Annotated in this window: 20 protein-coding genes; 4 read left to right on the top strand and 16 right to left on the bottom strand. The window is 51.6% G+C overall.

Going from position 1 to position 24,952, the window contains the following annotated elements; genetic code table 11:
• Nucleotides 1-11: 11 nt before the first annotated feature.
• The 6 genes from aroK to Q399_RS0107185 all read right to left on the bottom strand — a co-directional run bounded on the left by aroK (nt 12) and on the right by Q399_RS0107185 (nt 5,560).
• Complete coding sequence (gene aroK / locus Q399_RS0107210; RefSeq protein WP_031567217.1) at nt 12-530, bottom strand: shikimate kinase AroK; 519 nt, start codon at nt 528-530, stop codon at nt 12-14.
• A 174-nt stretch (nt 531-704) separates the two neighbouring features.
• Complete coding sequence (locus tag Q399_RS0107205) at nt 705-2,732, bottom strand: type IV pilus secretin PilQ (RefSeq protein WP_245612850.1); 2,028 nt, start codon at nt 2,730-2,732, stop codon at nt 705-707.
• Between the two features lie 32 nt (nt 2,733-2,764).
• Complete coding sequence (locus Q399_RS0107200) at nt 2,765-3,313, bottom strand: pilus assembly protein PilP (RefSeq protein WP_031567213.1); 549 nt, start codon at nt 3,311-3,313, stop codon at nt 2,765-2,767.
• Nucleotides 3,310-3,900 carry a type IV pilus inner membrane component PilO gene (locus Q399_RS0107195; RefSeq protein WP_031567210.1) on the bottom strand — a complete coding sequence of 197 codons (591 nt, stop codon included), beginning with the start codon at nt 3,898-3,900 and terminating at the stop codon, nt 3,310-3,312. Before Q399_RS0107195 ends, Q399_RS0107200 begins: the two co-directional genes overlap by 4 nt.
• Entirely contained in the window at nt 3,897-4,493 is a 597-nt protein-coding gene (locus Q399_RS0107190) for a PilN domain-containing protein (protein WP_031567208.1), read from the bottom strand. Before Q399_RS0107190 ends, Q399_RS0107195 begins: the two co-directional genes overlap by 4 nt.
• On the bottom strand, nt 4,481-5,560 hold the full coding sequence (locus Q399_RS0107185; protein ID WP_031567205.1) for a pilus assembly protein PilM: 1,080 nt from the start codon (nt 5,558-5,560) through the stop codon (nt 4,481-4,483). The genes Q399_RS0107190 and Q399_RS0107185 overlap by 13 nt, the downstream gene beginning before the upstream one ends.
• Nucleotides 5,561-5,712: 152 nt before the next feature.
• On the opposite strand from Q399_RS0107185, the gene Q399_RS0107180 reads away from it, so the two are divergent.
• The gene (locus tag Q399_RS0107180) at nt 5,713-8,256 is read left to right on the top strand and encodes a penicillin-binding protein 1A (RefSeq protein ID WP_031567203.1); all 2,544 of its coding nucleotides are present in this window, start codon (nt 5,713-5,715) and stop codon (nt 8,254-8,256) included.
• A 70-nt stretch (nt 8,257-8,326) separates the two neighbouring features.
• Here the strand turns inward: Q399_RS0107180 and argH are convergent, their stop codons facing one another.
• From argH to Q399_RS0107140, 7 genes are all read right to left on the bottom strand, one after another.
• Nucleotides 8,327-9,712 carry an argininosuccinate lyase gene (gene argH / locus Q399_RS0107175; RefSeq protein WP_031567201.1) on the bottom strand — a complete coding sequence of 462 codons (1,386 nt, stop codon included), beginning with the start codon at nt 9,710-9,712 and terminating at the stop codon, nt 8,327-8,329.
• Between the two features lie 68 nt (nt 9,713-9,780).
• Nucleotides 9,781-11,001, bottom strand: coding sequence for an argininosuccinate synthase (locus tag Q399_RS0107170; RefSeq protein ID WP_031567200.1), 1,221 nt, complete (start codon nt 10,999-11,001; stop codon nt 9,781-9,783).
• A 10-nt stretch (nt 11,002-11,011) separates the two neighbouring features.
• Nucleotides 11,012-11,926 carry an ornithine carbamoyltransferase gene (locus Q399_RS0107165; protein WP_031567199.1) on the bottom strand — a complete coding sequence of 305 codons (915 nt, stop codon included), beginning with the start codon at nt 11,924-11,926 and terminating at the stop codon, nt 11,012-11,014.
• 111 nt (nt 11,927-12,037) lie between these two features.
• Nucleotides 12,038-12,808, bottom strand: coding sequence for an acetylglutamate kinase (argB, locus tag Q399_RS0107160; protein ID WP_031567197.1), 771 nt, complete (start codon nt 12,806-12,808; stop codon nt 12,038-12,040).
• Nucleotides 12,801-13,844, bottom strand: a complete 1,044-nt coding sequence (gene argC, locus Q399_RS0107155) for an N-acetyl-gamma-glutamyl-phosphate reductase (RefSeq protein ID WP_084164193.1) — start codon at nt 13,842-13,844, stop codon at nt 12,801-12,803. Before argC ends, argB begins: the two co-directional genes overlap by 8 nt.
• Before the next feature lie 297 nt (nt 13,845-14,141).
• Nucleotides 14,142-15,911 (bottom strand): C4-dicarboxylic acid transporter DauA, encoded by a 1,770-nt coding sequence (dauA, locus tag Q399_RS0107150; RefSeq protein WP_031567192.1) that lies wholly within the window; start codon nt 15,909-15,911, stop codon nt 14,142-14,144.
• Nucleotides 15,912-16,591: 680 nt separating this feature from the next.
• The gene (locus tag Q399_RS0107140) at nt 16,592-16,798 is read right to left on the bottom strand and encodes a hypothetical protein (RefSeq protein WP_031567187.1); all 207 of its coding nucleotides are present in this window, start codon (nt 16,796-16,798) and stop codon (nt 16,592-16,594) included.
• Between the two features lie 472 nt (nt 16,799-17,270).
• Here Q399_RS0107140 and Q399_RS0107135 point away from each other — a divergent pair, with 472 nt between their 5' ends.
• Nucleotides 17,271-18,611: a sensor histidine kinase gene (locus Q399_RS0107135; RefSeq protein WP_031567185.1), complete on the top strand. Its 1,341-nt coding sequence runs from the start codon at nt 17,271-17,273 to the stop codon at nt 18,609-18,611.
• Nucleotides 18,608-19,141: a response regulator transcription factor gene (locus Q399_RS0107130; protein WP_031567183.1), complete on the top strand. Its 534-nt coding sequence runs from the start codon at nt 18,608-18,610 to the stop codon at nt 19,139-19,141. The genes Q399_RS0107135 and Q399_RS0107130 overlap by 4 nt, the downstream gene beginning before the upstream one ends.
• Nucleotides 19,142-19,168: 27 nt before the next feature.
• Here the strand turns inward: Q399_RS0107130 and metL are convergent, their stop codons facing one another.
• Nucleotides 19,169-21,601, bottom strand: coding sequence for a bifunctional aspartate kinase/homoserine dehydrogenase II (gene metL / locus Q399_RS0107125; RefSeq protein WP_051685832.1), 2,433 nt, complete (start codon nt 21,599-21,601; stop codon nt 19,169-19,171).
• A 5-nt stretch (nt 21,602-21,606) separates the two neighbouring features.
• Nucleotides 21,607-22,887, bottom strand: a complete 1,281-nt coding sequence (gene metB, locus Q399_RS0107120) for a cystathionine gamma-synthase (RefSeq protein WP_037045867.1) — start codon at nt 22,885-22,887, stop codon at nt 21,607-21,609.
• A 177-nt stretch (nt 22,888-23,064) separates the two neighbouring features.
• Here metB and metJ point away from each other — a divergent pair, with 177 nt between their 5' ends.
• Nucleotides 23,065-23,400, top strand: coding sequence for a met regulon transcriptional regulator MetJ (gene metJ, locus Q399_RS0107115; protein WP_031567174.1), 336 nt, complete (start codon nt 23,065-23,067; stop codon nt 23,398-23,400).
• A 123-nt stretch (nt 23,401-23,523) separates the two neighbouring features.
• Here metJ and Q399_RS0107110 read toward each other — a convergent pair whose 3' ends face one another.
• On the bottom strand, nt 23,524-24,768 hold the full coding sequence (locus Q399_RS0107110; RefSeq protein ID WP_031567172.1) for a malic enzyme-like NAD(P)-binding protein: 1,245 nt from the start codon (nt 24,766-24,768) through the stop codon (nt 23,524-23,526).
• Nucleotides 24,769-24,952: the final 184 nt, after the last annotated feature.

The following is a 24,952-nucleotide window of genomic DNA, read 5'->3' as shown; positions in this document are numbered from 1 at the left end:
CCTTTCTGTAATTAAAAACCCAGTTGTTCGACGATTTGGTTTGCGACAGCGCGGGCGCTTTGCTCGTCAGTGCGGATAGTGAAATCAGCGATTTCTTCGTACAGTGGATTACGTTCTGCTGCCAGACGCTCCAGTACATGTTTTGGTGCTTCTTCGGTTTGTAGTAACGGGCGGCGTTTATCACGCTGCGTGCGTGCTACCTGTTTCTCGATAGGAGTTTCCAGATACACCACGATACCGCGGGCGGACAGACGATTACGGGTTTCACGGCTCAGTACAGAGCCCCCACCGGTTGCCAGCACAATGCCCTGCATGCCTGTTAAGTCTTCAATGACGTTTTCTTCACGCACCCGGAAGCCAGCCTCACCTTCGAGATCAAAAACCCAGGCTATATCTGCGCCGGTGCGACGTTCGATTTCCTGATCCGAATCATAGAATTCAAGGTGCAGCATTTCTGCTAAGTGACGGCCAATGGTACTTTTTCCTGCGCCCATTGGGCCAACGAGGAAGATATTGCGTTTCTCTGCCATATGTCGTAATGCTAATTCAGCTAACTCAAGAGGGTTGATGTCAGGACCAAAAAGCTCCCGTGAAAATTTTAAGCGCTGAATTATGGCAGTATTGGCGCGCCCTTCGCAAGCTAAAATTCAAAAGGGACAGGCTTTTGCCTGTCCCTTGTGCTGTCTTGCCGGCCCTTTGGGCTATTAACGGTTTTCGTTAATGATTTTTGGCGTGACGAAAATCAGCAGTTCTTTTTTCTCAGTTTTATCTAGCGAACGGCGGAACAACACACCAGCGTACGGAATATCGCCAAGTACCGGAATTTTCGATACGGTATTGATGGTTTGCTGCTGATAAATACCGCCCAGCACAATGGTTTCGCCATTGTCCACCAGCACTTGTGTGGTGATACGCTGGGTATCAATAGCTACCGCATTACCGGTTGGCGTTTGCACCACTTTGCCTTCAGTATCCTGCGTGACGGTCAGGTCGAGGATTATTTTATTGTCCGGCGTGACCTGCGGCGTCACTTCAAGACTTAACACTGCCTTTTTAAATTCAACAGTGGTGGCACCGCTGGAAGCTGCCTGCACGTAAGGAATTTCTACACCCTGTTCAATACGGGCTTTTTTCTGATTGGCGGTTGAAATACGTGGTGATGCCACGATTTCTGCTTTGTTCTCCACTTCCAGCGCCGACAGTTCGAGGTCAATCAAGGTGCCATCGCCAAGCTTGGAAATATGGAAGCCAATTTTGCCGGCACCATCAGTACTGACCGGCAGATTAACGTTATAACGGCTGTCCAGCGCAGGGATATTACCATTAGCCAAAGATTCTGCTGCGGCTGCAGTACCTGATACCGCTTTGGTCAACTGCTGGTCACTGAAGCCCCAGCGAATCCCCAATTCTTCCGCCACGCTGTCTTTAACCGTGACCATGCGGGATTCAATCAGCACCTGTTTCACCGGCACGTCCAGCCGTTCAACCAACCGGCGTACGTTTTCAATGGCTTTGGCAGTGTCTTTTAACAGGATTGTATTGGTGCGTTCATCCACCGATACATTCCCGCGTGGAGATAACAGCGATGTATCTTTGCCGTCCAGCAGCTTGGCCAAATCCGCCGCTTTGGCATAATTCACAGAAATAAATTCAGAATACAACGCTTCTAACTCTTCGACTTTTTGCCGCGCCTGCAGCTCTTTGGCTTCGCGCTCCGCCAGTTCGTCAGTAGGCGCAACCATCAGAATGTTGCCGTCCATGCGTTTATCCAAACCACGCACTTTTAAGACTATGTCCAGTGCCTGATCCCACGGCGTACCGTCGAGCCGCAAAGTGACATTGCCACTGACTGAATCGCTGGTGACCAGGTTAAAGCCGTTATAGTCAGCGATGATTTGCAGCACGGTCCGGACCGGAATGTCCTGGAAGTTCAGTGAAATGGCTTTGCCTTTGTAATCTTTGCCGCCCTGCATAAAGCTGCCGGCGCTGGCGTCTTTTTCCACGCTCAAACTAAAGATGTTATCAACCTGCTGATAAGCAAAAGTAAAAGCAGCGGTAGGTTCAATCACCAACCGGGTGATCACGCCGTCCTTAAAGGTTTCAATACCTTTGACTACAGTGCCGAAATCCAGCACGTCCAGCTGATAAAGCAAGTCATCGCCGATGTCGGTGTTGTGAAACTCAACAACAATTTTGCCGAGGTTTTCGCGGACATCCACGGCTGCCGAGCTGTCTTTCAGGAACACCAATACTTTGCCTTCACCTTTTTCACCACGGCGAAAATCGATGGCCTGCACTTTATTGATATAAGCGTTTGCATCCGGTTTGGCTTTGCTGACTGAGCTGTCACTGACCTGCAAATAAAAAGTATTGCCTTCCATCCGGGTTTTATACAACTTCAGATGTTCCAGGAACACCGAGGTTTTGATGCCTTTTTGCCAAAACTCAGTGCGGGCGTTTTTCACGCCGGCTTTGTCGATGGTGACGTCGGTCAATTTTTCTTCGAACTCAGCTTCCGGAAAGGTTAGTTCAATTCGAGACGGTTCATTGTAAATCTGTACTTCCGGCGCGCTGCCCAGCGCTTCGTCAAACACAAATTCAATTTCCGTTTCGCCGGTGCTAAGTGGTGAATACCTGACGTCATACAGAAGTGGAGCTGCCGTTGCGGAGCCAAGACTCAGCAAAGCGCATCCAAGCGCTATCCGGCACCAGGCTGATCGTTGTTTTTTCATATTTGTTAGTTGATCCATATGATGCTCACACCTTATTTGCGCGCTGCGGCATTGGGGTCGGCCATTTGCATGGTCGTCGTCCGCTCTTTCCAGCAGCCGGCGCCGTCCGGGATTAATTCAATTAATTCAATCTGGTTAGGATCGACCTGAATGATCCGTCCGTGAAATAAACCAATGTAGTTATTTTTGCTGACTCTGTGCAAGGTTTTATCAGCTGCTTCGATCAGCGCCCAGACATCCTGGCCGTCACCCAGAGTGCCGCGCATCGCCAGATTATCCAAAGCAAATTTTTCCAGTGGCTCTTTTCGACGCGCCGGATCCGGACTCAGACAGCCCTGCGACTGTGAGAATTGTTCCTGCACCGCCTCTGGACGCGGAGCACTGAACGGGCTGCGTGCATTCGCCGACTGATAGCTGATATGTACAAAAGGTTTGGCCTTTGGCAACGGTGGAATACCCGCCGGTGTATTGGCCTTCACCGATTCCATAAACTGTTGAATGTCAGTGAGCGAGTCATTACAACCCTGCAACAGGGTCAATGCGGCAGTCAGTGCCAGAACCCGGCCGGTTTGACGACTCATGGCGCCTCCTTATACCGGTATGTTTTGGCAACAACGTTAAAAACCAGCCGATCGTCTTTATCGGTGGTCACTGAAAAGTCATGGAGCGACACAATACGTGGCAATTTGGCCACTTCACTGACGAAGTTACCAAACTGATGGTAATCGCCGACCACATCAATCTGAATCGGCAGTTCAGTGTAAAAATCTTTTTCGATTTCCGGCATCCAGTTGATGCGGACAAAAGTCAGGCCGGTTGAAGTACCGGCGTAGGTAATGTCGTCCAACAAACCAGGGGTTTCATGGGTAGCCGGTAACTGCTTTAACAGGTAGGAGAAAGTTTCTTCCATCTCAACCATCTGCTGTTTATATAATTCCAGGTTTACCGCGGCTGCGTATTTGGCGCGATAGGTCTGGCGCAGCTCCTGTTCCCGCGCCTCCGCGGCTTCCAGTGAGGTAATTTTTTCATCGACTAACAGAAAATAACTGAGCACGGCGACCAAAATACTGAACACCACAATCATCATGGTTTTGGCAAACGGCGGCCAGGAACCTATGTTGGCTAAATCCAGATTATTCAGCTCTTCCAGATTAATATTCAGGCTCATTTTGTGCCTCCCGCTGCTGGTTTCGGCTGATTAGATGCGCCTTGAACTGCTTCAAAACCTTTTACCATCAAGTGCATTTTAAAATCACTGAGCAGCTGGGTATCATCTTTGCCAGCTTCAATAAATTCCAGCAGTGGCGACGTCAGTAACTCTGACGCCTCAACGGACCTGATCATGTTGGATAACCGGTTGTTGGATTCACTTTTACCCACCAGTAATAAAGATGGGCCTTTTTTTTCCAGATTAGTCAGATAAACGCCGGCCGGAGTGACTTTGGCGATTTCATCCATAATTTGTGTGCCAAGATTCCGGCTGCTTTGTAATTGGGCAATCAGTTCAATCCGCTTTTGCAGATTCTTTTTCTTTTCGTCCAGTTGTTTAATTTCGGCAATACGTTGGTCAAGTATGGCAATTTCACCCTGCAGGTAGTTATTGCGACCATCCTGACCTTCAATCATCGAGCTATAGACTGCACTGATAGTAAAAACCAACAAAAAACTACCGACACAGGCGGCAGTCATTGTGGTCATAAAACGAGCTTGTTGTTGTTTTTTCTGGGCTTCGCGCCAGGGCAGCAGGTTCAGATATGCCATGATGAGAAACTCCGCATCGCCAGGCCACAAGCCACCATTAATTGCGGTGCCAGTTGCATCAGTTGTTGCCGGTCCACCGCAGACCCAACTTCCATGTGCTGGAACGGATTCGCCACAACAGTGTGAATGCCCAATTCTTCGGTCAACAGTTTGTCGATACCTTCAATCAAGGCTGTACCGCCGGAAACAATCAGATAATCAATGCTCTCCCGACCCGAAGTAGTCAGATACATCTGAATGCCACGGCGTACCTGCTGCAAAATCATAGTCTGGAAGGGCGCCAGCACTTCAAAAGTGTAAGTCGGCGGTAAGTCGTTCGTGACTTTAGCCTGCTCAGCTTCTTCGTAAGTTTTACCGTAATAGGAAATAATGCTGCGGGTATATTGCTCCCCGCCAAACATCTGGTCACGGGTATAATGAGTTTTGCCGCCTTCCAGAATACTCATCAGTGTCATAGTGGCGCCGATGTCGACGACAGCAATCAGCTTTTCATGCGCATCGGGTGGTAACTGCTGAAAACACAATTCAGCAGCGCGGCTGAGGCAATAAGATTCTACGTCCACCACTTTAGTCGCGAAGTTGCCGGCATCCAGCGCTGACACCCGGCTTTGCACACTTTCGGTCCGGGCAGCACTCAGTAACACATTCACTTTGGAAGGATCGTTGACGTTTAGATCCAGTTTCTCAAAGTCCATGCTGACTTCGCTGAGTGGGTAAGGGATCAGGCTGTCTGCTTCTACTTCAATCTGACTGGCTAACTCGTCATCCGACAGACTGGCGTCCATAAAAATCACTTTAGTGATGACGGTAGAACCAGAGACGGCAGTGGCGGCAAACTTGATATTTTTCGGAATTTTTTTGCGGATTTTGGCGATAACAGTGCCGACGGCTTCGATATCCTGGATCTCGCGGTCCGTCATCGAACCTTTAATCATAGGTTCTATTGCCAAGGCTTCTACTTTATAATGCTCGCCATGTTGGCTCAGCAAAATAGCCTTAACGGTATGAGCGCCAATGTCGACGCCCAGGATTAATTGATTTTTCGTACGAAACAACCGGTTTATCATAGCGTCCTGCAGCCGTCTCAAACTTATGATTATTATGTTTTCGCCGTGGCGTGCGTTGTTTTTGCACCAGAAACAATGTGCTTCAACAACTACTAATGAATTTATACTAGCAGCCTATTTTGGTAAAGGGCAGCAAAAATTGGGGCTATTCAGTGTCTTGGCTTAAAAAACTTGTCATTATCCTGTTGTCGTGTCTGACCTTAGCTGTTCTGAGTGTTGGCATCACTTATCTATATCTGAAAAATGACCTGCCGAGCGTGGAAACTCTGAAGGACGTCCGGCTGCAAACGCCGATGCGTGTATTCAGTCAGGACGGTGAACTGATCTCCCAATTTGGTGAGAAACGCCGCATTCCGCTGAAACTCAACGAAATGCCACCGATGCTGATCAAAGCGGTGCTGGCCACCGAAGATTCGCGTTTTTATGAACATCCGGGCATTGACCTGATTGGTGTGATGCGGGCCGCTTCTGTGGTCGCCACCACTGGCGACTATAGCCAGGGTGCATCCACTATCACGCAACAATTGGCCCGTTTGTTCTTTCTGAGCCGCGAAAAGAAAATTATCCGCAAAATTAAAGAAGCTTTTTTAGCCATCCACATCGAAGAGCTGCTCACTAAAGATGAAATCCTTGAGCTGTACTTAAACCGGATTGAGCTCGGTCAGCGCGCCTTTGGCGTCGGCGCTGCGGCGCAAGTCTATTTCGGTAAAAACATTCAGGACCTGACGCTTTCTGAAATCGCCATCATCGCCGGTTTACCACAAGCACCTTCTGTGTTGAACCCGGTGCGTTCACCGAGTCGCGCCCGCGCCCGCCGTAATATCGTATTAGGCCGTATGCTGGCAGAGAAGTACATCACACAGCAGGAATATGACGACGCCATTCAGGCTCCTATCGTGTCGAAATTACACGGTGCACAGGTTACTGCCTCAGCCCCATATCTGGCCGAAATGGTACGGCAGGAAGTGGTCGCCCGCTACGGCGAAGAAGAAGCTTATTCGAAAGGTTTTCAGGTATTCACCACTGTCGACGCCCGTCAGCAGACCCGCGCCGTCAATGCGCTGCAAGCCAATCTGCACGCTTATGATGAGCGGCATGGTTTCCGCGGCCCGGTCAAAGTCGTTTGGCCGGCCGAGAAAGTGACCAATACCGACGGCACTATCAGCTTTAAAGAAGACAAACGCTTGTCGGATGAAGCTATCCTCGCTTATCTGGATGAGCAGGACGGTATTGAGAAACTGCAGCCGGCAGTTGTTACGCAGGTCATGGCGCAAAGCGCCGAAGTGATGATTTCAGGCGGTCGTAAAATTGAATTACCGTGGGATGGATTAAAATGGGCCCGCGCTTATATCAGCAACGAACGTCAGGGTAATGCCCCAAGTGCAGCCGGTCAGATTCTGGCTCCGGGCATGCTGATTTATGTGCGGGAGCAGGAAGGCCAGTGGCGCTTAAGCCAACTGCCGCAAGCCAGCAGCGCTCTGGTGGCAATGAACCCCAAAGATGGTGCCATTCGCGCACTGGTCGGTGGTTACAGCTTTAGCCAGACTCAATTTAACCGGGTGACCCAGGCCAACCGTCAGGTTGGTTCTAATATCAAACCTTTTATCTATTCAGCGGCCTTAGAAAAAGGCTACACCCTGGCATCAGTGATTAACGACGCGCCCATTCATGAATGGGACGAAGGTTCAGGCCAGGCCTGGCGGCCAAAAAACTCGCCGGAAGAATATGATGGCCCAATCCGTTTACGCGAAGCCTTAGCGAAATCGAAAAACGTGGTGTCGGTCCGTTTGATTGGTGGTGTGGGTATCGAACCGACCATTAATCATCTGGCCAAATTTGGCTTCCACGCCAAAGATTTACCGCGCAACCAAACTCTGGCGCTGGGCTCAGCCTCACTAACGCCGCTCGAACTGGTCACGGGCTACGCGGTATTTGCCAACGGCGGCTATCTGGTGAAGCCTTATGTCATCACCAAAATTCTGGATGACCAGAATAACCTGATTTACGAGCACCAGGCCGTCAGCGTTTGTGATCAGTGTGAACAGCTTGCGGCTCAGACGGCACAGTCTGAAGCAGCATCGCCGGAGGGAGAGGATAGCGCTGCAACAGATAACGCGTCAGCAACAGATTCAGCAGTGACAGATCCGGTTAAACCGACCGAACAATATGCGCCCCGGGTGATCTCAGCGCAAAATGCCTTTTTGATCTCTGAAGCGATGAAAAGTGCCATTTGGGGCGGCCCGGGCTGGAACGGTACTGCACATAAACTAAAAGCGTTAAAACGCCGTGATATTTCCGGGAAAACCGGTACCACTAACGATGTCAAAGACGCCTGGTTCAGCGGTTTTACGCCGGATTTAGTCATCACCAGCTGGGTTGGTTTTGATGATTCCGAAAGTGTGTTGGGCCGTTCTGTCACCTTAGGCGGTGAATCCGGCGCCACCACGGCACTGCCAAGCTGGCAGAACTTTGCCGAACTGGCGCTGGAAAATGTACCGGAACAATTCCCGCCAACCCCAACTGGAATAGTTTCAGTGCGCATCGACCGCAAAACCGGTTTGCTGACCCAGGCCAGCGACGACAGCAGCGAATTTGAATACTTCATGCAGGGCACAGAACCGACGCAGTTTGCCGATCCGGTGAATCCGCTGCAACCCGACCAGCAAAAACCGGCAGAGATTGATATTTTTCGTTAAAGCGTAGCTTTGCTCTGAAATAACAAAGCCGCAGCAATGCGGCTTTGTTATTTCAGAGATGGCGCATTGATTATTTGGCCAACGCCTCAAACCAGACTTCGGCAGCACTAAGGGCCTGCCCCACCTGCACCGGACAAGTACCACCCAGTGCCGAGCGTTTCGCCATACCGGCTTCGATAGTTAATGCCGGATACACATCTTCGCTGATGAGTGCGCTGACTTCCTGTAGTTCCGCCAGGCTCAGCTGTTCCAGCGCCACTTGTTTGGCGGCCGCTTTTAGCACCAGCTCACCGGACAATTCGTGCGCATCGCGAAAGGCGATGCCTTTACTGACCAGATAATCGGCCAGGTCCGTAGCATTGCTATAACCAAGTTCTGCGGCTTTACGGCAACGTTCGACGTTGACTGACAAATGCGGCAGACAAGTCGCCAGCACCAGCAAACATTGCTGCCAGGTGTTCATTAAATCAAAAAAGCCCTGTTTGTCTTCCTGCATATCTTTGTTGTAGGCCAAAGGCAGGCCTTTGAGAATATGCAGAATGGCTACCAGATGGCCCAAAACCCGGCCGGTTTTGCCGCGTAATAATTCAAACACGTCCGGGTTTTTCTTTTGTGGCATCAGCGATGAGCCACTGGAAATGGCATCACCGAGTTTAAAGAAACCCGCTTCGCCGGAGCAGAAGAAAATCACATCTTCGGATAAACGCGATAAATGCGTCAGACAGATACTGGCACAGGCAGATAATTCAACAACATAATCGCGATCTGATACCGCATCGAGACTATTCCGCGCTGCTTGGCTAAAGCCTAAACGCTGTGCCAACGCCTGCCGATCCATCGCCACGCCGGTGCCGGCCAAAGCGCCTGAACCGAGCGGGCAGCTGTCGAGGCGCTTCAGTGCATCCTCAATCCGGCTTAAATCGCGGCGGAACATTTCAACGTACGCCAGTGCCCAATGACTGACCAGCACTGGCTGCGCGCGTTGTAAATGGGTAAAACCCGGCATCACAGCGCCGTGATGCAGGCGGGCAAAATTGAGTAAAGCACCAATAGCGCCGGTCAGTGCCTGCTGCACCAGCTGTGCATTTAACCGGCTCCACAAGCGTAAATCGGTCGCGACCAAATCGTTGCGCGACCGGCCAGTATGCAGTTTTTTCGCAATGACACCGATTTTTTCACCGAGTTTTAGCTCGACCCAGCTGTGAATATCTTCTTCAGAGGTCTGTAGCGGCAGCTGTGGATTAGCACTGACTTCATCAGCCAGCTCTGACAGCGCGAGGTCAAGCGCCTTGGCTTCGTCGGCGGTGATGATGCCGCCTTCCAGCAGACCACCGGCCCAGGCGCGCGAACAGGCGATATCCTGCTGCGCCAGCAGATAATCAAAACTCAATGAATCATTAAATGCCCGGAATTCTTCCAGACTCGCTTCCTGAAAGCGGCCGCCCCACATCGCCATAACCAACCTCAACAATTCTGATGAACAAAAGCCGGGCAAGCCCGGCGTTTTTTAAACTTTTTCCGGCGTTATTCTTTCACGCTGTGCAGCGCACGGATGCGGCTTGCCAGACTGTACAGACGGATAAAACCGGCGGCATCTTTCTGGTTGTACACTTCATCACCGTCAAAAGTGGCGAAAGCTTCAGAATACAGACTGTTCGGTGAACGGCGTTTCGCCACAGTGACCTGACCTTTATACAGTTTCACTACGATGTCGCCGGTCAGTTGCTCTGCCAGTGAGTTCGACGCGGCAAACAGCGCATCTTTTAATGGCGTGAACCAACGACCGTCATACACCAGTTGCGCCACTTCCAGGCCTACTTCTTCGCGGTATTTCAGTGAGGTGCGGTCATAGACCAGCGATTCCAGTGCCCGCAGCGCGGCCACGATAATAGTGCCACCAGGAGTTTCATAGCAGCCACGTGATTTCATGCCAACTAAACGGTTTTCGACGATATCAATCCGGCCGACACCATGGATTGAACCGGCTTTGTTCAGCTGTTCAATGGCTTCAACGCCTGACACGGCTTTGCCGTCAATCGCTGACAGTTCACCTTTTTCAAAGCTGAGCTGAATATATTCGGCTTTATCCGGCGCTTGTTCCGGAGAGTTGGTCCACATCCAGACTTGTTCAGACGGCTCGTTCCATGGATTTTCCAGCTCGCCACCTTCGTGGGAAATGTGGAATAAGTTAGCGTCGCGGCTATAAATTTTGGTGGCAGTAGCAGTAGTAGGCACTTTTTTCTCGGCCAGATAATTCAGCAGTGACTGACGGGAATTAAATTCCCACTCCCGCCATGGTGCAATCACTTTTAACTGTGGGGCTAAGGCGGCAAAAGCGCCTTCAAACCGCACCTGGTCATTACCTTTACCGGTACAACCGTGACAAAGCGCGTCTGCACCCAGTTTCAGCGCCAGCTCAACCTGAGCGCGGGCGATAATTGGCCGCGCCATTGAAGTCCCGAGCAGATACTGGCCTTCATACACAGCACCGGCTTTGATGGTCGGGTAAATTACTTCTTTAACAAACTGCTCTTTTAAATCGACGACATAACAGCTGCTGGCACCGGAATTCAGCGCTTTTTGCTCCACACCTTCTAAGTCTTCCGCCCCCTGACCGACGTCGGCGACAAAGGCGATGACTTCGCAGTCATAATTGTCTTTCAGCCAAGGCACGATGGCCGAGGTGTCCAGACCACCGGAATAAGCTAAAACGACTTTTTTCACACCTTTTTTTAATTCGCTCATCACGCAAACCTCAACTGAATAAACTGACTAAAACGGCATTTTGCGCATGCATCCGGTTTTCCGCCTGCCGCAATACCAAAGAGTAATCGCTGTCCAGCACTTCGCTGGTCACTTCCTGCCCGCGATGCGCTGGCAAGCAATGCATAAAATGTTTAGCGCCAAGGCGCTGCATCACGGCGGTATTGATTTGATAAGGCGCAAAAGCCTTTTCAATCTGCGCCGGATCGGCTTTGTTGCCCATCGACAACCAGGTGTCGGTATAAATTGCATCGGCGCCGGCGGCTGCAGACACATGCTGACTCAGTGTCAATTTGGCGCCGCTTTGTGCTGCCAGGGCCTGTGCCCGCAACAACACATGCGCATCCGGACCAAAGCCCGGTGGCGTCACCACAGTTAAGCTCATGCCAAGAATAGCTGCGCCTAACATCAGTGAATGGCAAACGTTGTTACCATCACCGACAAAAGCCAGATGCACTTGTGACAAATCACCAAGCACTTCCTGTAAGGACAATAGATCAGCTAAGGCCTGACATGGATGGTACAGGTCACTGAGCGCATTAATTACCGGTTTTTTGCTGCTGGACGCCAGTTTTAACAGCGTCTGCTGCGAATAAACCCGCGCGACAATCGCATCACACCAACACGCCAGGTTAGAGCCGAAATCTTCCACCGATTCGCGTACACCTAAGGCGCCATTCTGTTGGTCCAGATACACGCTGTGACCACCGAGTTTGTAAATACCGACATCAAAGCTGACGCGGGTACGCAGCGAAGGTTTTTCAAATAACAAGGCAATGCTTTTGCCTTTTAACGCCTGACTATAGTCGTCTGGGTTTTGTTTAATCTGTCCTGCCAGCGTCAGTAACTCCGACAACTGGCTTTTACTTAAATCCGCTAAACACAGTAACTGCGATAATTGACTCATGTTTCACACTACAAGGCCGCTAAGGGCCACCTTTTTTGAGGAAATCTGCCCGGCAAACGGGCCTTGTTCCATCAAAGGGGCCCGCGCTTTAGTGAACAGATCTCAGTGGGGTTACCAACTGATACAAGTGCCAACTTCCTGCTGTTGCATCAGCTTTAATAAATCTTCCGGCTGTTGCCAGCCTGCAACGATGATTGGTCGTCGCAGCGCTGCGGCCGTTTCCAGCGCTGCGTCGAGTTTGACTTTCATGCCGCCTTTAATAACGCCAGAGTCCACCAGTGCCTGTGCCTGTGAGCTGTTCAGCGACTTAATCAGCTGACCATTGCCATCCAGAATGCCCGGCACATCAGTCAGCAATACCAAAGTACCCTGTACCAGCTGACAGATAGCAGCCGCAGCGATATCGGCGTTCACATTCAGTAACTGACCGTCGTCACTTAAACCGATAGAACTGAATACCGGCACAAAACCGTTTTGCACCAACGTATTCACCAAAGTGCCATCGTTAGCTTTGGCGATACCGACAGCACCGAGTTTGGTGTTGACGTCAAATTTCAGACTTTGACCTGCTGCCAGCGTCAGACCGACGGCGTTTAAGCCCGCAAGCTGTGCCCGCGCCACCATCAGGCCGTTAACCGCACCGGCCAAAGCGCCGGTGATCACCGGCATTTGCTCAGGCGGTGATACACGCTGGCCGTCAATTTTTTGCGTTTCAAAGCCAAAAGTGGCCAGCCAGCTGTCGACCTGAGCGCCACCGCCGTGCACCAGCACCAGCGGATATTCAGCCGCCAGGCCTTTGATCACGGTCAGTAAATTGTCCAGCGCCTGCATATCTTCCAGCAGCCGACCGCCCATCTTCAGTACTAATGGTGACTTATTCATGACAAACACCACCACCGAGTAAACCGGCTGTTTCCGGCTTGCCGAATTTGACGTTGGCGGCCTGCATCGCCTGTGCAGCAGCGCCTTTGAGTAAGTTATCCAGCGCAGACACCACGACAACCTGCTCACCGTCGATTTGCCAGAAAATATCGCAGTAAGGTGTACCGGCGACATCCGCAACATTCGGCGACGTGCTTAATAACCGTACCAGCGGTTTGCCGGTGTAGGCCTGCTCAAAAGCGGCTTTCACCTGCTCTGCGCTGACGCCTGCTTTTAACGTCACAACGCTGGTGGCCAGAATACCGCGTTTAAAATTGCCAAGATGCGGCGTGAACACTACTTTGCGGCCCAGATTCTGTTCAATTTCCGGTCTGTGTCTGTGTTTAAAAAAGCCGTAAGCGTTGAGGCCAACTTCACAGAATGAAGTGCTTAACGCAGCTTTGCGGCCAGCACCTGACACACCGCTGGTGGCGCTGATCACCGGGATATTGTCGTCGGCCAGCAAGCCGGCTTTGACTAAAGGTAACAGCGCTAACGACGCTGCAGTGGCATAACAGCCCGGCACTGAAATCAATTGCGGTAACGGCTGGTCCAGCCATTCCATCAGCGAATACACCGCTTCATGAATCAGTTCAGGATGCTGATGGGCATAGCCATAATATTTCGGATATAAATCAGGGTCTTTCAGCCGGAACGCGCCGGACAAATCCACCACGATAATGCCGGCAGCCATCAGTTTTGGCGCAACTTCTTCACTAGCTTCGTGCGGCAGCGCCAAAAAGGCGACATCGACATTGCCGCAGATATTCTCGATCTCGGCATCGGTCCAGGGTTCAACCAGCAGGTCAATCTGGCCTTTGTGCCGCGGATACAAGGAAGAAAAAGACTCTGCCTGCCGCCCGGCAGAGGCATAGGCATGGCAGAGTGCAAAGTGAGGGTTACGCGCCAATAACACGCAAAGTTCGGCGCCGCTATAACCGGCGGCCCCTAACACTGCGCTGCGAATCACTGAACTGGTGGCAGATTGTGATGACATCTTGTGGTCAGTCTCCAAATGCTAAATAAAAAATGGCCACACCAAAAACTGCGGCCAGTGTATAGAGGCTTTCATGCACTTTCAAGAATTATTATGCTGTTTTTATGAATTTTTATATTATTCAAATTCACTTTATCCTGCTGCATAAAAATGCATAGCGTGCCAACCTACGCGCGGCAAGGCCTGGCGCGATGTGGCTACTATTGTCGCAGACTGTGTTGTGCATGAATATGAAAATTTAGCAGTCGCAGCGCGAAGCGCCAGCGCGCCCGCGACGAGATGTGCTCCGATGCCGCGCTATAAACCCGGATTATCCAAAGCCGTCAACCCGGCAAACTCATCCGGCTGACGTTTGGGCAATAACTTCAGCGCATCTGACAGCGTCGGATAAAACGACAATAAACCGTCAATAGGCCGCACTTTGGCTTTCGCCAGGGTTTTCAGCACCTGAAATTGCAGGTCAACCAACATCACATGACATTCAGTTTTGGCGGTCGCAGTGAGGAATTTATCAAAAGCGGCAAGCCCGCCTGCATCCAGTAAGGTGACGCCGTCCATCAGGATCACCACTTGTTGCTGCTCTTTACATAACAGCGCCAGCTCGGCAAATACTCTGTCCGCCGCAGCAAAAAACAATGGCCCGCTGATGCGAAATACCTTGTTGCCGGGCGCCAGTTTTTCGTTAACCAGCTTCGGGTTTTCGGTGACATCGGCGACTTTGGTCATCTCGGCCACTTCGCGCACAAACAGCAGCGCCGCGATAATGATGCCGCAGCTGATGGCAATCACCATGTCAAACAACACGGTAAAAGAGAAACACACCGCGAACACCAGCACGTCGCTGCGCGGTGCGGTATTGATCAGATGCAGTGCTTTGGGCGCTTCACTCATATTCCAGGCAACTACCAGCAATAAGGCCGCCATACCGGCTAACGGCAGGTAACTCAGCACCGGCGCTAAGGCAAAAAGCGCCAGCAACACCACGCCAGCATGCACCATGGCAGCAACGGGCGACACAGCGCCAGCCCGCACGTTCGCTGCAGAACGGGCCAGTGCAGCAGTCGCGGTAATGCCACCAAAAAACGGCGCCACTATGTTGCCGATGCCCTGCCCCAGCAATTCACTGTTGGCACTGTGACGCCGGCCTGTCATGCCATCGAGCACCATGGCGCAAAGTAGCGATTCAATGGCGCCGAGCATCGCCATGGCAAAAGCGGCGGTCAGTAAATCTTTGACCAGCTCAGAGCTCCACTGCAGCGGTTGGCCGTCGGCGCCTGGTAAATCCCAGGGCCACTGCAGGCTGGGTAGCATATCCGGAATACCGGCGGCAACACTGCCATCAGCCGCTGTGTACTGAAAACGGCTGCCGATCGTTTCCACCGGATAACCAAAATGATTCAGTGCCAGGGCCAGCAAAGTGGCCGCAATCACTGCCGGTAAATGCGGTGGGATACGGCTACCCAGTTTAGGCCAGGCCAGCATCAGCCACAGAGTCACGCCGGCTACGACCATCGCCGGCCAATGTGCTGTGTCCGCCGCTTGTAACAGCACCTGCAGCTTTTCCAGATAATGTTCGGGCATGCTGGCAACACTGAGGCCAAATAAATCGCGTAGCTGTAATGTGGCAATCACTACGGCAATACCGGCAGTAAAGCCCAGGGTGACGGCTTCGGGGATATATTGAATAAAACGCCCCAGCCGTAACATCGCCATTGCGACCAAAATGGCACCGGACAGCACTGTCGCCAGCAACAAACCACTTAAACCATATTTCTGCACGACCGGATATAAAATAACGATAAAAGCGGCCGTGGGGCCTGACACACTGTAGCGGGAGCCGCCGCAAAGTGGAATCAAAAAGCCGGCGATAATGGCGGTATACAAACCGTATTGCGGCGGTACACCTGAAGCAATGGCCAGCGCCATCGCCAGCGGGATGGCAATAATGCCAACGCTGATACCGGCCAGTACGTCTTTGCTGAGCGCCGGAAAACCATAACCTTCAGCGGCGGCCTCCCGCAGCGCATGAAAAATCCGTAACGAGAATAAATGAGCACGGTGTGACATCAGGCAACCTCACAACCTTAAAACTCTATTGTAGGGATAAAATCAGGGCGCCAGAAATTTGTTTTGGATTTTTTGCAAGATTTTCCAGCGGTTGGGATCGAGGAGGAGAGAGCAAACCGAAAGATCAAAAAGGATTTTAATTATCTGCTTAATGACCGCTTGGTGACTTGATACTAATGGAGGGCCGTCGTCGTAGAAAGTGTCATCCATCACGAACATTAAAGCTTCTATTGATTGAACGCATGATATTGTGGAAGAAATAGCAAGCACTAGGGCCATCAAATAAACCTGAGGGACAAATCTACTTCCATCGGCTTTGAATAAACTAAGTAACTTAGGGTCGTTGTGGTAGAACACAATGCAAAATGCCATTAGAAGATCAACAAATGCAGATGCTAAGTAATACGTAAAAGGGTCTAAATCACCCAGTATGTAAGCAATTGGCAGAGCTAGAAGTTTTATTAAAAATACTAAAAATAATATTGGTAGAATTTGTCGCTTTGGTAACGAAAAAATTGCAACGAAAAAAACCAAAAGAAATGACAGTGCAACAACAACTGTTGCGTCAGATCTAAAATAGGTACTTGCCGCTAGCGTACCAAAACACAATACGCCAGCGGTGCAGTCTTTAAGATAATTCGAGGGCTTCAATGTGTTTATTATTCTCCCTCTAGATCTGGTTATTTTTTAACCCACCAATCTTTCGCTGGCTCACCATTATCGTGAACAGAAAAAGTGCCAACTGCCACATCATCCATGCTCAGTGAAATACCGCCGCTGACTTGAGTCAGCTCAGCTGTGTTCAGCTCAACCAGCTCTGCGGTTTGTTCTTGTTTAGATACTGGAAACAGTGCTGCGAACAGTTTCGATTTTGCATTGAATTTCATAATGAGTAAATCCCTTAATTGTAAAGATTATTTTGTTTTGGATTTTAATTTCCCCGACCCCGATCATGCAGATCCGGCGGGAGCATGTAGAGATTGCAAACGCAATGCCAAATGCCGAGCAGCTGCAAAATATTAATAAATATCGTTTAAATACAACAACTTATACAAGCAAACCTACAAATAACGAGATGATAAATCAGATCCTACACTGCAGATCCGACCTGATGCGGCGAGAAATTTCCGCCGAAGATAGCCGGGTTTGCCACAGCTTGCCGCCATCTAAGCGTCAAGATTTTGTCACACCAGCCCCTGCGGCAAAATGCCACATGCCGCAAAGTGCCGAATACCGCTATAGTCAGTCACGACTTAGCCTGATACGCGCCGGCCGTGACTTTTTCCTGGTGAATGCGTAGTCTGCTCTTGTCAGTTTTTTGCAACGGGCGCTCTGCGCCCGCTTTTTTTGAGATCCGCTATGCTGCCGAACAGATCCGCTTTCAGCACCGACTCAGATCCACGCCAACAAATCAAACAATTACAGCAATTTCGCTGGGGCTTAGTCGGGACGAGCTATCTGGCGGCTTTGGCTGCCTGGTGGTTGCAATATCCGGTCAGCAGCTGGCCGCTAATGCTGTTGTTGTTGGCTTTATATGGCTGCACCAACTTGTCGCTGCCCTGGTTGCCAGGCGCCCCGCTGAAACCACAGCGCGTCTTTGCGCTGGCCATTTTGTACGACCTGACCCTGCTAACCTTAATGCTGGCGCTGGCAGGTGGCGCTGGGAATGGTTTGATCGCGCTGCTTTTATTGCCTGTCGCTGTCAGCGCAGTGTTGCTGCCAGGCCGTATCGCCCTGCTGACCGCCGCACTGGCGGTCAGTTGCTATCTGCTGCTGGCCCTGTTGTTACCGCTCAATCCGGTTGACCCGCAAACCGGGCAGTTAATTTTTGACCCGCACGCGGCACATCGCAGTCATCAGGTTTTTATTGACGGTGCCACACCGGATCAGCTGCTACCGGCGCATTTCAGTTCACATCTGTGGCAGATGGCCTGGGCCTTCACACTGTCGGCGTTTTTCATCGCGGCTTTTGTCAGCGCCCAAGCACAGTTAGTTCGGCAGAAATCCCGTGAACTGATGCAATTGCAGCAACAACAGTCACAGCAGGAACAGATGCTGACAGTCGCCACTTATGCGGCCAACGCCGCCCATGAACTGGCCACGCCGCTGCAAAATCTGACGTTGTTAACCGATGAGCTCAATGATGGTCCGCCAGACCCGGCACTGTTGCAAGACCTGCAGCAAGAAGTACGGCGCTGTCAGCAAATAGTGCAACAGCTACGGCATAGTGCGCAGCAATTACGCCAGCCACAGCAGCAGGCACCGCTGCATCAGGTGGCCCAACAGGCGCTGCAACTCTGGTTAGTCAGCCGACCGGAAATTAGTCTCAGCCTGGACGAACAGCTGGATGGCAGCCAATGCCTGGTTGCTGACACGCTGGCCTGGTCCGCCGCTTTGTTTAATATTCTTGATAACGCCGCTGATGCCGGCCTGGCCGCACAACAGCCGCGTCTGCTGGTCAGACTCAGTCAGCAACATCAGGGATTTGTGTTGCACATTGAGGATTTCGGTCCAGGTGTACCAGCAGCACAGCTTGTTGAGCTGGGAAAACGGCCTCAGCCCAGTCCTGATGGTTTAGGCCTCGGACAGTTCCTCGCCAATAGCAGTATCGAACGGCTGGGGGGGATGGTAACAAGAAAACCCGGCCCGTCTGGCGGCCTCATCACACAAATCCATTTCCCGGCAGGAGTCAGACCATGAAACTGACGGTGTTAGATGACGATGAGGTATTGCTCCGGACCTTACAACGCCGTCTGACGGCTGCAGGTCATCAGGTCCGTATCTTTGCCACTCCGCCAGCACTGACAGAGCTTATCGAGGAGCCGGCCGACGCCTGGCTACTGGATCTGCGATATGGTGACGTTTCCGGGTTGAACTATGTGGCACCACTACGTCAATACTTCCCGGATTGCCGTATTCTGGTGCTGACCGGCTTTGCCAGCATTGCCACTGCGGTGCAGGCGGTCAAACTGGGTGCTGACGATTATCTGACAAAACCGGTGGACTTCGCAGTGTTATTGCAAGCGCTGCAAGGCGATAAAGCTGTACCGCAGGTCATTGAGCATAACAGCGACGACAACGAAGCTTTGTTATCGACAGATCAAATCGAATGGGAACATATTCAGCGGGTGCTGGCGCAACAGGATGGCAATATCAGTCAGACCGCACGACTACTAGGCATGCACCGGCGCACCTTGCAGCGCAAGTTGCTGAAACACAGACCCGGCTAAAGCGCCGGGACCTGGTTAAACACAACATCAAGCGCGCGGATTCGCCCAGGCTGCTGCTTGCGCCTGGCTATGCCGGGCAGCTTTGGCTACCGCAATTTGCTGACGCGCCAGAATAGCTAAATCAGCATGAATACCACCAGCAGTGACCTGACGCCCTGCACCCGGCCCTTTTAACACCAGCGGATTAGCCTGATACCAGTCACTTTCGATAACAAATACATTGTCACAGGCCTGAATAGCCGCCAGCGGATGTTCAGGCGAAACCGTCAATAACTCCACCTGTGCTTTTGGTCCTTGCGGTGTCACTGCAAGGGTCGCAACATAACGTAGCACTTTGCCTGCCGCCTGAGCTTTGGCATAAGTGTCAGCCAACGCCTGGTCCAATTCGTGGCGGCGTGCCCAAAACTCATCCCAGCTCAGTGTATCCAAACCAGCCGGCAACAATGGCGTCAGGGTGATGTCATTGATATCCAGACTTAAGCCCAGTTCCCGCGCCAGCACCAGCAACTTGCGTTGTACGTCTTTACCAGACAAGTCATCCCGTGGATCCGGCTCGGTCAGCCCTTCGGCCTGCGCCTGCAGTACAAACTCAGAGAACGGTGCACTACCGTCGTATTTACACAATAACCAGGACAAAGTACCGGAGAAAATCCCGCTGATTTGCTGGATATGGTCACCAGAGCTCTGTAATTCCTGTAACAGCCGCTGCACCGGTAAACCAGCACCACAGGTGGTATTGGCCTGCCAGCTGACCTGCTGCTCGGCCACTGCGGCAACAATTTGCTGGTACTGCGCAAGTGGCAAAGTCACGCCTTGTTTGTTGGCACTGATAAGGTGGCAGCCAGTGCGGACAATCTCAGCATAGTCTTCAGCAAAACTGCGGCTTGGCGTGATATCGACCAGCACTTTTGGATCCGGTAAACCGGTCAGGTAATCCAGCAGCTCCTGCTTCTGATAAGGCGCGGCAACGGCTAAAGTTTGCTGCCATTCGGTGACATTAATCTGGTCGCTGAATACCGCCTGACGCGAGTTGAACAAACCCGCCAGCCGTAATTCAATCTGACCGGCATAAGTCTGTTGCTGTTTCGCCAGCAGGCTCAAAAACTCAGAGCCGACGTTACCGGTCCCCGCCACCACAATATTCAGCCGCACTGTCGTTGGCAGTAACAGCTGGTGTAGTTCGGTCAGCTCATTGGCCGTCAATGCCGGACTGAATAACCACAGCGCCAGTTCATCGTCCTGAAAACTATGTGCCGGTTGCTGGCGTTCCAGCCAGTGTGCAGCCTGCAGAGGTAGTTGACGTTGCTGGCGTGCCGCTGGTTTTAACCAAGCCACCGCATAAAATTGTTCCGAGCTGACCCGCGGATAAATCTGTTGTTGCCCGAGAAATTGCAGCAAAGCATCCAGATTCTTCTGCGCCACCAGCCATTGTTTGCCCTGCGTTGCCGGCGCGGCGAATACCGGGAACTGCAGCGCTGCGGCGGCTTGTTGCGGGCTGACTTTGCAATGCGCCGGTAAGGTCAACAGCACTGCTTCGGCTAGATCGGTGACAAACTGCACTTCAATAGCGCTTTGACGGCTGACCCGACAGCCAGGTTGCTGCGGCTCATAACTGCTGCGTACGATCAATTCGGCCGGATGCTGCGCCAGCGGATTTAAAGTTTTGGCATGCAGCACCGGATTGCCCAGTTCGGCGAGGCGAATCGCCAGAGGCCATGGCACCTGGCGATAAGCGCGCGCTGACGGGACTTTACGTGGGTCTGCGCTATAAATCGCATCAACATCAGTCCAGATATGCACGGCATCTGCTTTGATTAACGCGCCGACGATAGTCGCTGAATAATCACTGCCGTTACGACCGAGCGTGATGCTGTTTTGTGCTGTATCGCGGGCGATAAAGCCGGTCACGACGTTAAAGCCGGCTTGCTTTAGCGGTGCCAGTAAATCGGCGGATTGTTGCCACAACACCTGCGCATCGCCGAGAGGTTGTAATTCCAACCGCAAAAAATCACGCGCATCAATAGCTTGGGCCTCTTTGCCGCGCTCGGTCAGCACTGCGCTTAACAACAATGCGGAAAGCTTTTCGCCGGTGGCCAGCACTTCGTTGTGCTGACCTGCCTGGACCAGCGCCGGGATTTGCGCCAGCCAGTTATTCAGCGAATTAAGCGCCTGAGGTGCGGTTTGCGCGCTTAAAGTACGGTTGAGCAACAAGCGCAGCTGCGCCGACAACTGCTGCCGTTGCGTGTCAAAATTTGCGGCGTCGGCAGCAGAGGCGATTAAATCGAGTAGATGATCGGTAGTATCGCCCGGCGCTGAGACCACCACCCAGGCACTCTGTTGCGGTTGTTGCAGCAGGATATCTGCCACAGCATGAAAACGTTCGGCGGTGGCAAGGCTGCTGCCACCGAATTTGTGCACGACGACCTTGTGGGCCTCTGAAGAAAGTTGTTGTACTGCCATGATCTTTACCAAAATGCGGCCAGGGCTGGATTCAGCCGGAAATGTTGTTCAGTTTGTGCTTCGGGCTTGACGGTCACTGACGCCTTCTCATTACTGGTTTGCGCATTGCCGCCATCTGCGTCAAGCGCTGCTGCAACAGCAGCAAATGCCTGCTCCAGATCTGCCAGTAAATCACGCGGATCTTCAATACCAACCGACAACCGGATTAAAGTCGGGCCAATACCGGCCGTTTTTTGCGCCGCCGCGTCCATCGACGCATGCGTCATAGTGCCGGGATGGCAAATCAGGCTCTCAATACCACCCAAGGATTGCGCCAGCGTAAAGCACTCTAACGCGTCGAAAAATATGCCAAGGTATTTGGCATCGGCTGCCAGATCAAAGCTGATCATGGCGCCAAAACCATGTTGTTGCGCTTTGGCAATAGCATGGCCCGGATGGTCTTTTAAACCCGGATAATAAATCTTGCCGGCCAGCGGTTGCTGTTGCAGGTACTCGACCACTAAAGCGGCATTTTCCTGATGCGCTTTGATGCGCGGCAACAAAGTTCGGATACCGCGTAAGGTCAGATGCGAATCAAAAGCACCGGCGGTGACGCCGAGGCAATTCGCCCACCATTTCAGTTCATCACCGAGAGCTGCATCTTTGACAATCAAAGCGCCGCCGACAATGTCGCTGTGGCCGTTTAAATACTTGGTAGTGGAATGCAGCACTAAATCTGCACCCAGCGCGATCGGGTTTTGCAGCGCCGGCGATAAAAAAGTGTTGTCGACCAGCACCAGCGCCTGCAGCGTTTTCGCCAGCGCACACACAGCACGCACATCAGTGATTTGCAGCAGCGGGTTACTTGGCGTTTCCAACCAAATCAGCTTGGGTTTAGCTGCACTGACCAGCTCCGGCCAGTTGTCATGCTGAAAATTAACAATGACCAGTTTAAAAGCGCGTTTTTTATTGGCCAGATTGGTGAATAAGCGGTAACTACCGCCGTAACAATCATGCGGAATAACCAGGGTATCGTCCGGCGTCAGCACCTGCAGCGCCAGCACACAGGCCGACATGCCGGTGTTGGTCACCAGTGCTTTAGCGCCGCCTTCGAGCTGGCACAAAGCATCGCCGAGCAGGTCGCGGGTTGGATTGTTCGAGCGCGAATAATCATATTTGCCTGGCTGTTTAAAAGCCGGCAATTCGTAAGTGGAGGTCAGATACATCGGCGGCGTCACCGCACCGTAAGCGGGGTCCTGCGCAATACCGGCGCGGGCTGCAACTGTGGCGGAGCGACGTGTGGACATATCAACCTCATACTTTTAGATGTTTAGACGGCTAAAAGTATACAGCGCCATAAAAGGATGTCAAAACATTTAGACGTCTATCATGATTATTTCTTGCGCACTGTTTGTTTATACGCGTATAAAGAGATAAAATTTCGGGCCAAAACGCACAACAAATAAATAAATCAAGGTACAACTATGGCAAAGTGGAATGGTGAATACGTTCACCCTTATGCAGAACACGGCAAGAAATCAGAACAGGTGAAGAAAATCACCGTCTCCATCCCCCTGAATGTATTAAAAGTTTTGACTGATGAGCGTACCCGCCGCCAGGTCAATAACTTACGCCACGCCACAAACAGCGAATTATTATGCGAAGCTTTTTTGCATGCTTTCACTGGTCAGCCACTGCCAGCCGATGAAGATTTACGCAAAGACAACCCGCACCAAATCCCGATCGAAGTCCGTAATATCCTGACCAGCATGGGCAAACCCATTCCGGATATTCAGGAAGCAGAATCAGACGAAGAATAAAGACCGACGCAACCGAAAAATAAACAACGACAGGTTGCAGCAAGAGTCGACAATAAATTCAAATAACAGGCAAAAAACAAAACCGCGGCAAGCCGCGGTTTTTCTTTTTATTGAAATGGAAAATCAGCTTTCCATATAGTGTTTTGGCATCGGAATGCGTGCCACACCTGATGCAACCGCAGCATCCGCCACCGCTTTCGCCACACGTGGTAACAGCCGTGGGTCCATCGGTTTTGGAATAATGTATTCAGCGCCAAACTCCAGCTTCGCGACCTGCGCTGCCTGCAACACTTCTGCCGGTACCGGCTCTTTGGCGATAGCGCGAATGGCATGCACAGCTGCAATCTTCATCTCATCGTTAATGACGCTGGCGCGCACGTCCAAAGCACCACGGAAAATAAACGGGAAACACAGGACGTTATTGACCTGATTCGGATAATCCGAGCGGCCGGTCGCCATGATAATGTCGTTACGCTCCGCATGCGCCAGCTCTGGTTTAATTTCCGGATCCGGGTTGGAGCAGGCAAAAATCACCGGCTTCTCTGCCATCAGCTTCAGCGCCTGCGGTGGCAGTGCATCGGGGCCAGACACGCCGATAAACACATCAGCGCCATCCAGCGCATCTTCCAGTGTGCGTTTATCCGTGTTGTTGGCAAACAGCGTTTTGTATTTGTTTAAATCTTCACGCCGGGTATGGATCACGCCTTTGGTGTCCAGCATGTAGATGTATTCGCGTTTGGCGCCACATTTAATCAGCAGTTCCATACAGGCGATAGCAGCTGCGCCGGCGCCCATACAAACGATAGTGACTTTGCGAATGTCCTTGCCCTGAATTTCCAGCGCGTTCAACAGGCCCGCCGCAGTGACGATGGCAGTACCATGCTGGTCGTCATGGAATACCGGAATGTTGCAGCGTTTAATCAGCTCTTTTTCAATCTCAAAACATTCCGGCGATTTGATATCTTCGAGGTTAATACCGCCAAAAGTGTCGGCGATATTAGCGACAGTATTGATGAAATCTTCAGTAGTGCGGTGCGTCACTTCGATATCAATTGAATCCAGATTGGCAAAACGCTTGAACAATAAGGCTTTACCTTCCATCACCGGCTTGGAGGCCATAGGCCCTAAATTGCCAAGGCCCAGAATGGCCGTACCATTGGTGATCACCGCTACTAAATTGCCTTTACCGGTGTATTTATAAACATTATCAATGTCTTCGGCGATTTCACGCACCGGCTCGGCCACACCCGGGCTGTAGGCCAGCGCTAAGTCTTTAACCGTTTCGGCTGGTTTGGTGATTTCGATGCCGATTTTGCCGGGAGTCGGTTTGGCATGATAATCGAGCGCTGCTTTCCTGAAGTCTGACATGGTAAGAGTCCTGAGGCTTAGCCCTGTGGGCTTTATGTTATTTGCCAATACTTTTGCGAGGGTAAGCGCAAAAGGCGGCCCATTGTAAAGAGCCTGACGCGGCATGCCTATTGACTTCGTGCTGGTTGTACCTCTGTCCAGAGTCACCAGCCAAACCCAATAGTTGCCTTTTTTACGTGGAGGA

The sequence above is a fragment of the Rheinheimera texasensis DSM 17496 genome, from assembly GCF_000711985.1.
Taxonomy (GTDB): domain Bacteria; phylum Pseudomonadota; class Gammaproteobacteria; order Enterobacterales; family Alteromonadaceae; genus Pararheinheimera; species Pararheinheimera texasensis.
This window is presented reverse-complemented; position numbering and strand designations above follow the sequence as displayed.

What these genes read in the sequence shown, in the direction of transcription:
- aroK (WP_031567217.1), bottom strand. Translation starts at nt 530, where the DNA reads ATGGCAGAGAAACGCAATATCTTCCTCGTTGGCCCAATGGGCGCAGGA.
- Q399_RS0107205 (WP_245612850.1), bottom strand. Translation starts at nt 2,732, where the DNA reads ATGAAAAAACAACGATCAGCCTGGTGCCGGATAGCGCTTGGATGCGCT.
- Q399_RS0107200 (WP_031567213.1), bottom strand. Translation starts at nt 3,313, where the DNA reads ATGAGTCGTCAAACCGGCCGGGTTCTGGCACTGACTGCCGCATTGACC.
- Q399_RS0107195 (WP_031567210.1), bottom strand. Translation starts at nt 3,900, where the DNA reads ATGAGCCTGAATATTAATCTGGAAGAGCTGAATAATCTGGATTTAGCC.
- Q399_RS0107190 (WP_031567208.1), bottom strand. Translation starts at nt 4,493, where the DNA reads ATGGCATATCTGAACCTGCTGCCCTGGCGCGAAGCCCAGAAAAAACAA.
- Q399_RS0107185 (WP_031567205.1), bottom strand. Translation starts at nt 5,560, where the DNA reads ATGATAAACCGGTTGTTTCGTACGAAAAATCAATTAATCCTGGGCGTC.
- argH (WP_031567201.1), bottom strand. Translation starts at nt 9,712, where the DNA reads ATGGCGATGTGGGGCGGCCGCTTTCAGGAAGCGAGTCTGGAAGAATTC.
- Q399_RS0107170 (WP_031567200.1), bottom strand. Translation starts at nt 11,001, where the DNA reads ATGAGCGAATTAAAAAAAGGTGTGAAAAAAGTCGTTTTAGCTTATTCC.
- Q399_RS0107165 (WP_031567199.1), bottom strand. Translation starts at nt 11,926, where the DNA reads ATGAGTCAATTATCGCAGTTACTGTGTTTAGCGGATTTAAGTAAAAGC.
- argB (WP_031567197.1), bottom strand. Translation starts at nt 12,808, where the DNA reads ATGAATAAGTCACCATTAGTACTGAAGATGGGCGGTCGGCTGCTGGAA.
- argC (WP_084164193.1), bottom strand. Translation starts at nt 13,844, where the DNA reads ATGTCATCACAATCTGCCACCAGTTCAGTGATTCGCAGCGCAGTGTTA.
- dauA (WP_031567192.1), bottom strand. Translation starts at nt 15,911, where the DNA reads ATGTCACACCGTGCTCATTTATTCTCGTTACGGATTTTTCATGCGCTG.
- Q399_RS0107140 (WP_031567187.1), bottom strand. Translation starts at nt 16,798, where the DNA reads ATGAAATTCAATGCAAAATCGAAACTGTTCGCAGCACTGTTTCCAGTA.
- Q399_RS0107135 (WP_031567185.1), top strand. Translation starts at nt 17,271, where the DNA reads ATGCTGCCGAACAGATCCGCTTTCAGCACCGACTCAGATCCACGCCAA.
- Q399_RS0107130 (WP_031567183.1), top strand. Translation starts at nt 18,608, where the DNA reads ATGAAACTGACGGTGTTAGATGACGATGAGGTATTGCTCCGGACCTTA.
- metL (WP_051685832.1), bottom strand. Translation starts at nt 21,601, where the DNA reads ATGGCAGTACAACAACTTTCTTCAGAGGCCCACAAGGTCGTCGTGCAC.
- metB (WP_037045867.1), bottom strand. Translation starts at nt 22,887, where the DNA reads ATGTCCACACGTCGCTCCGCCACAGTTGCAGCCCGCGCCGGTATTGCG.
- metJ (WP_031567174.1), top strand. Translation starts at nt 23,065, where the DNA reads ATGGCAAAGTGGAATGGTGAATACGTTCACCCTTATGCAGAACACGGC.
- Q399_RS0107110 (WP_031567172.1), bottom strand. Translation starts at nt 24,768, where the DNA reads ATGTCAGACTTCAGGAAAGCAGCGCTCGATTATCATGCCAAACCGACT.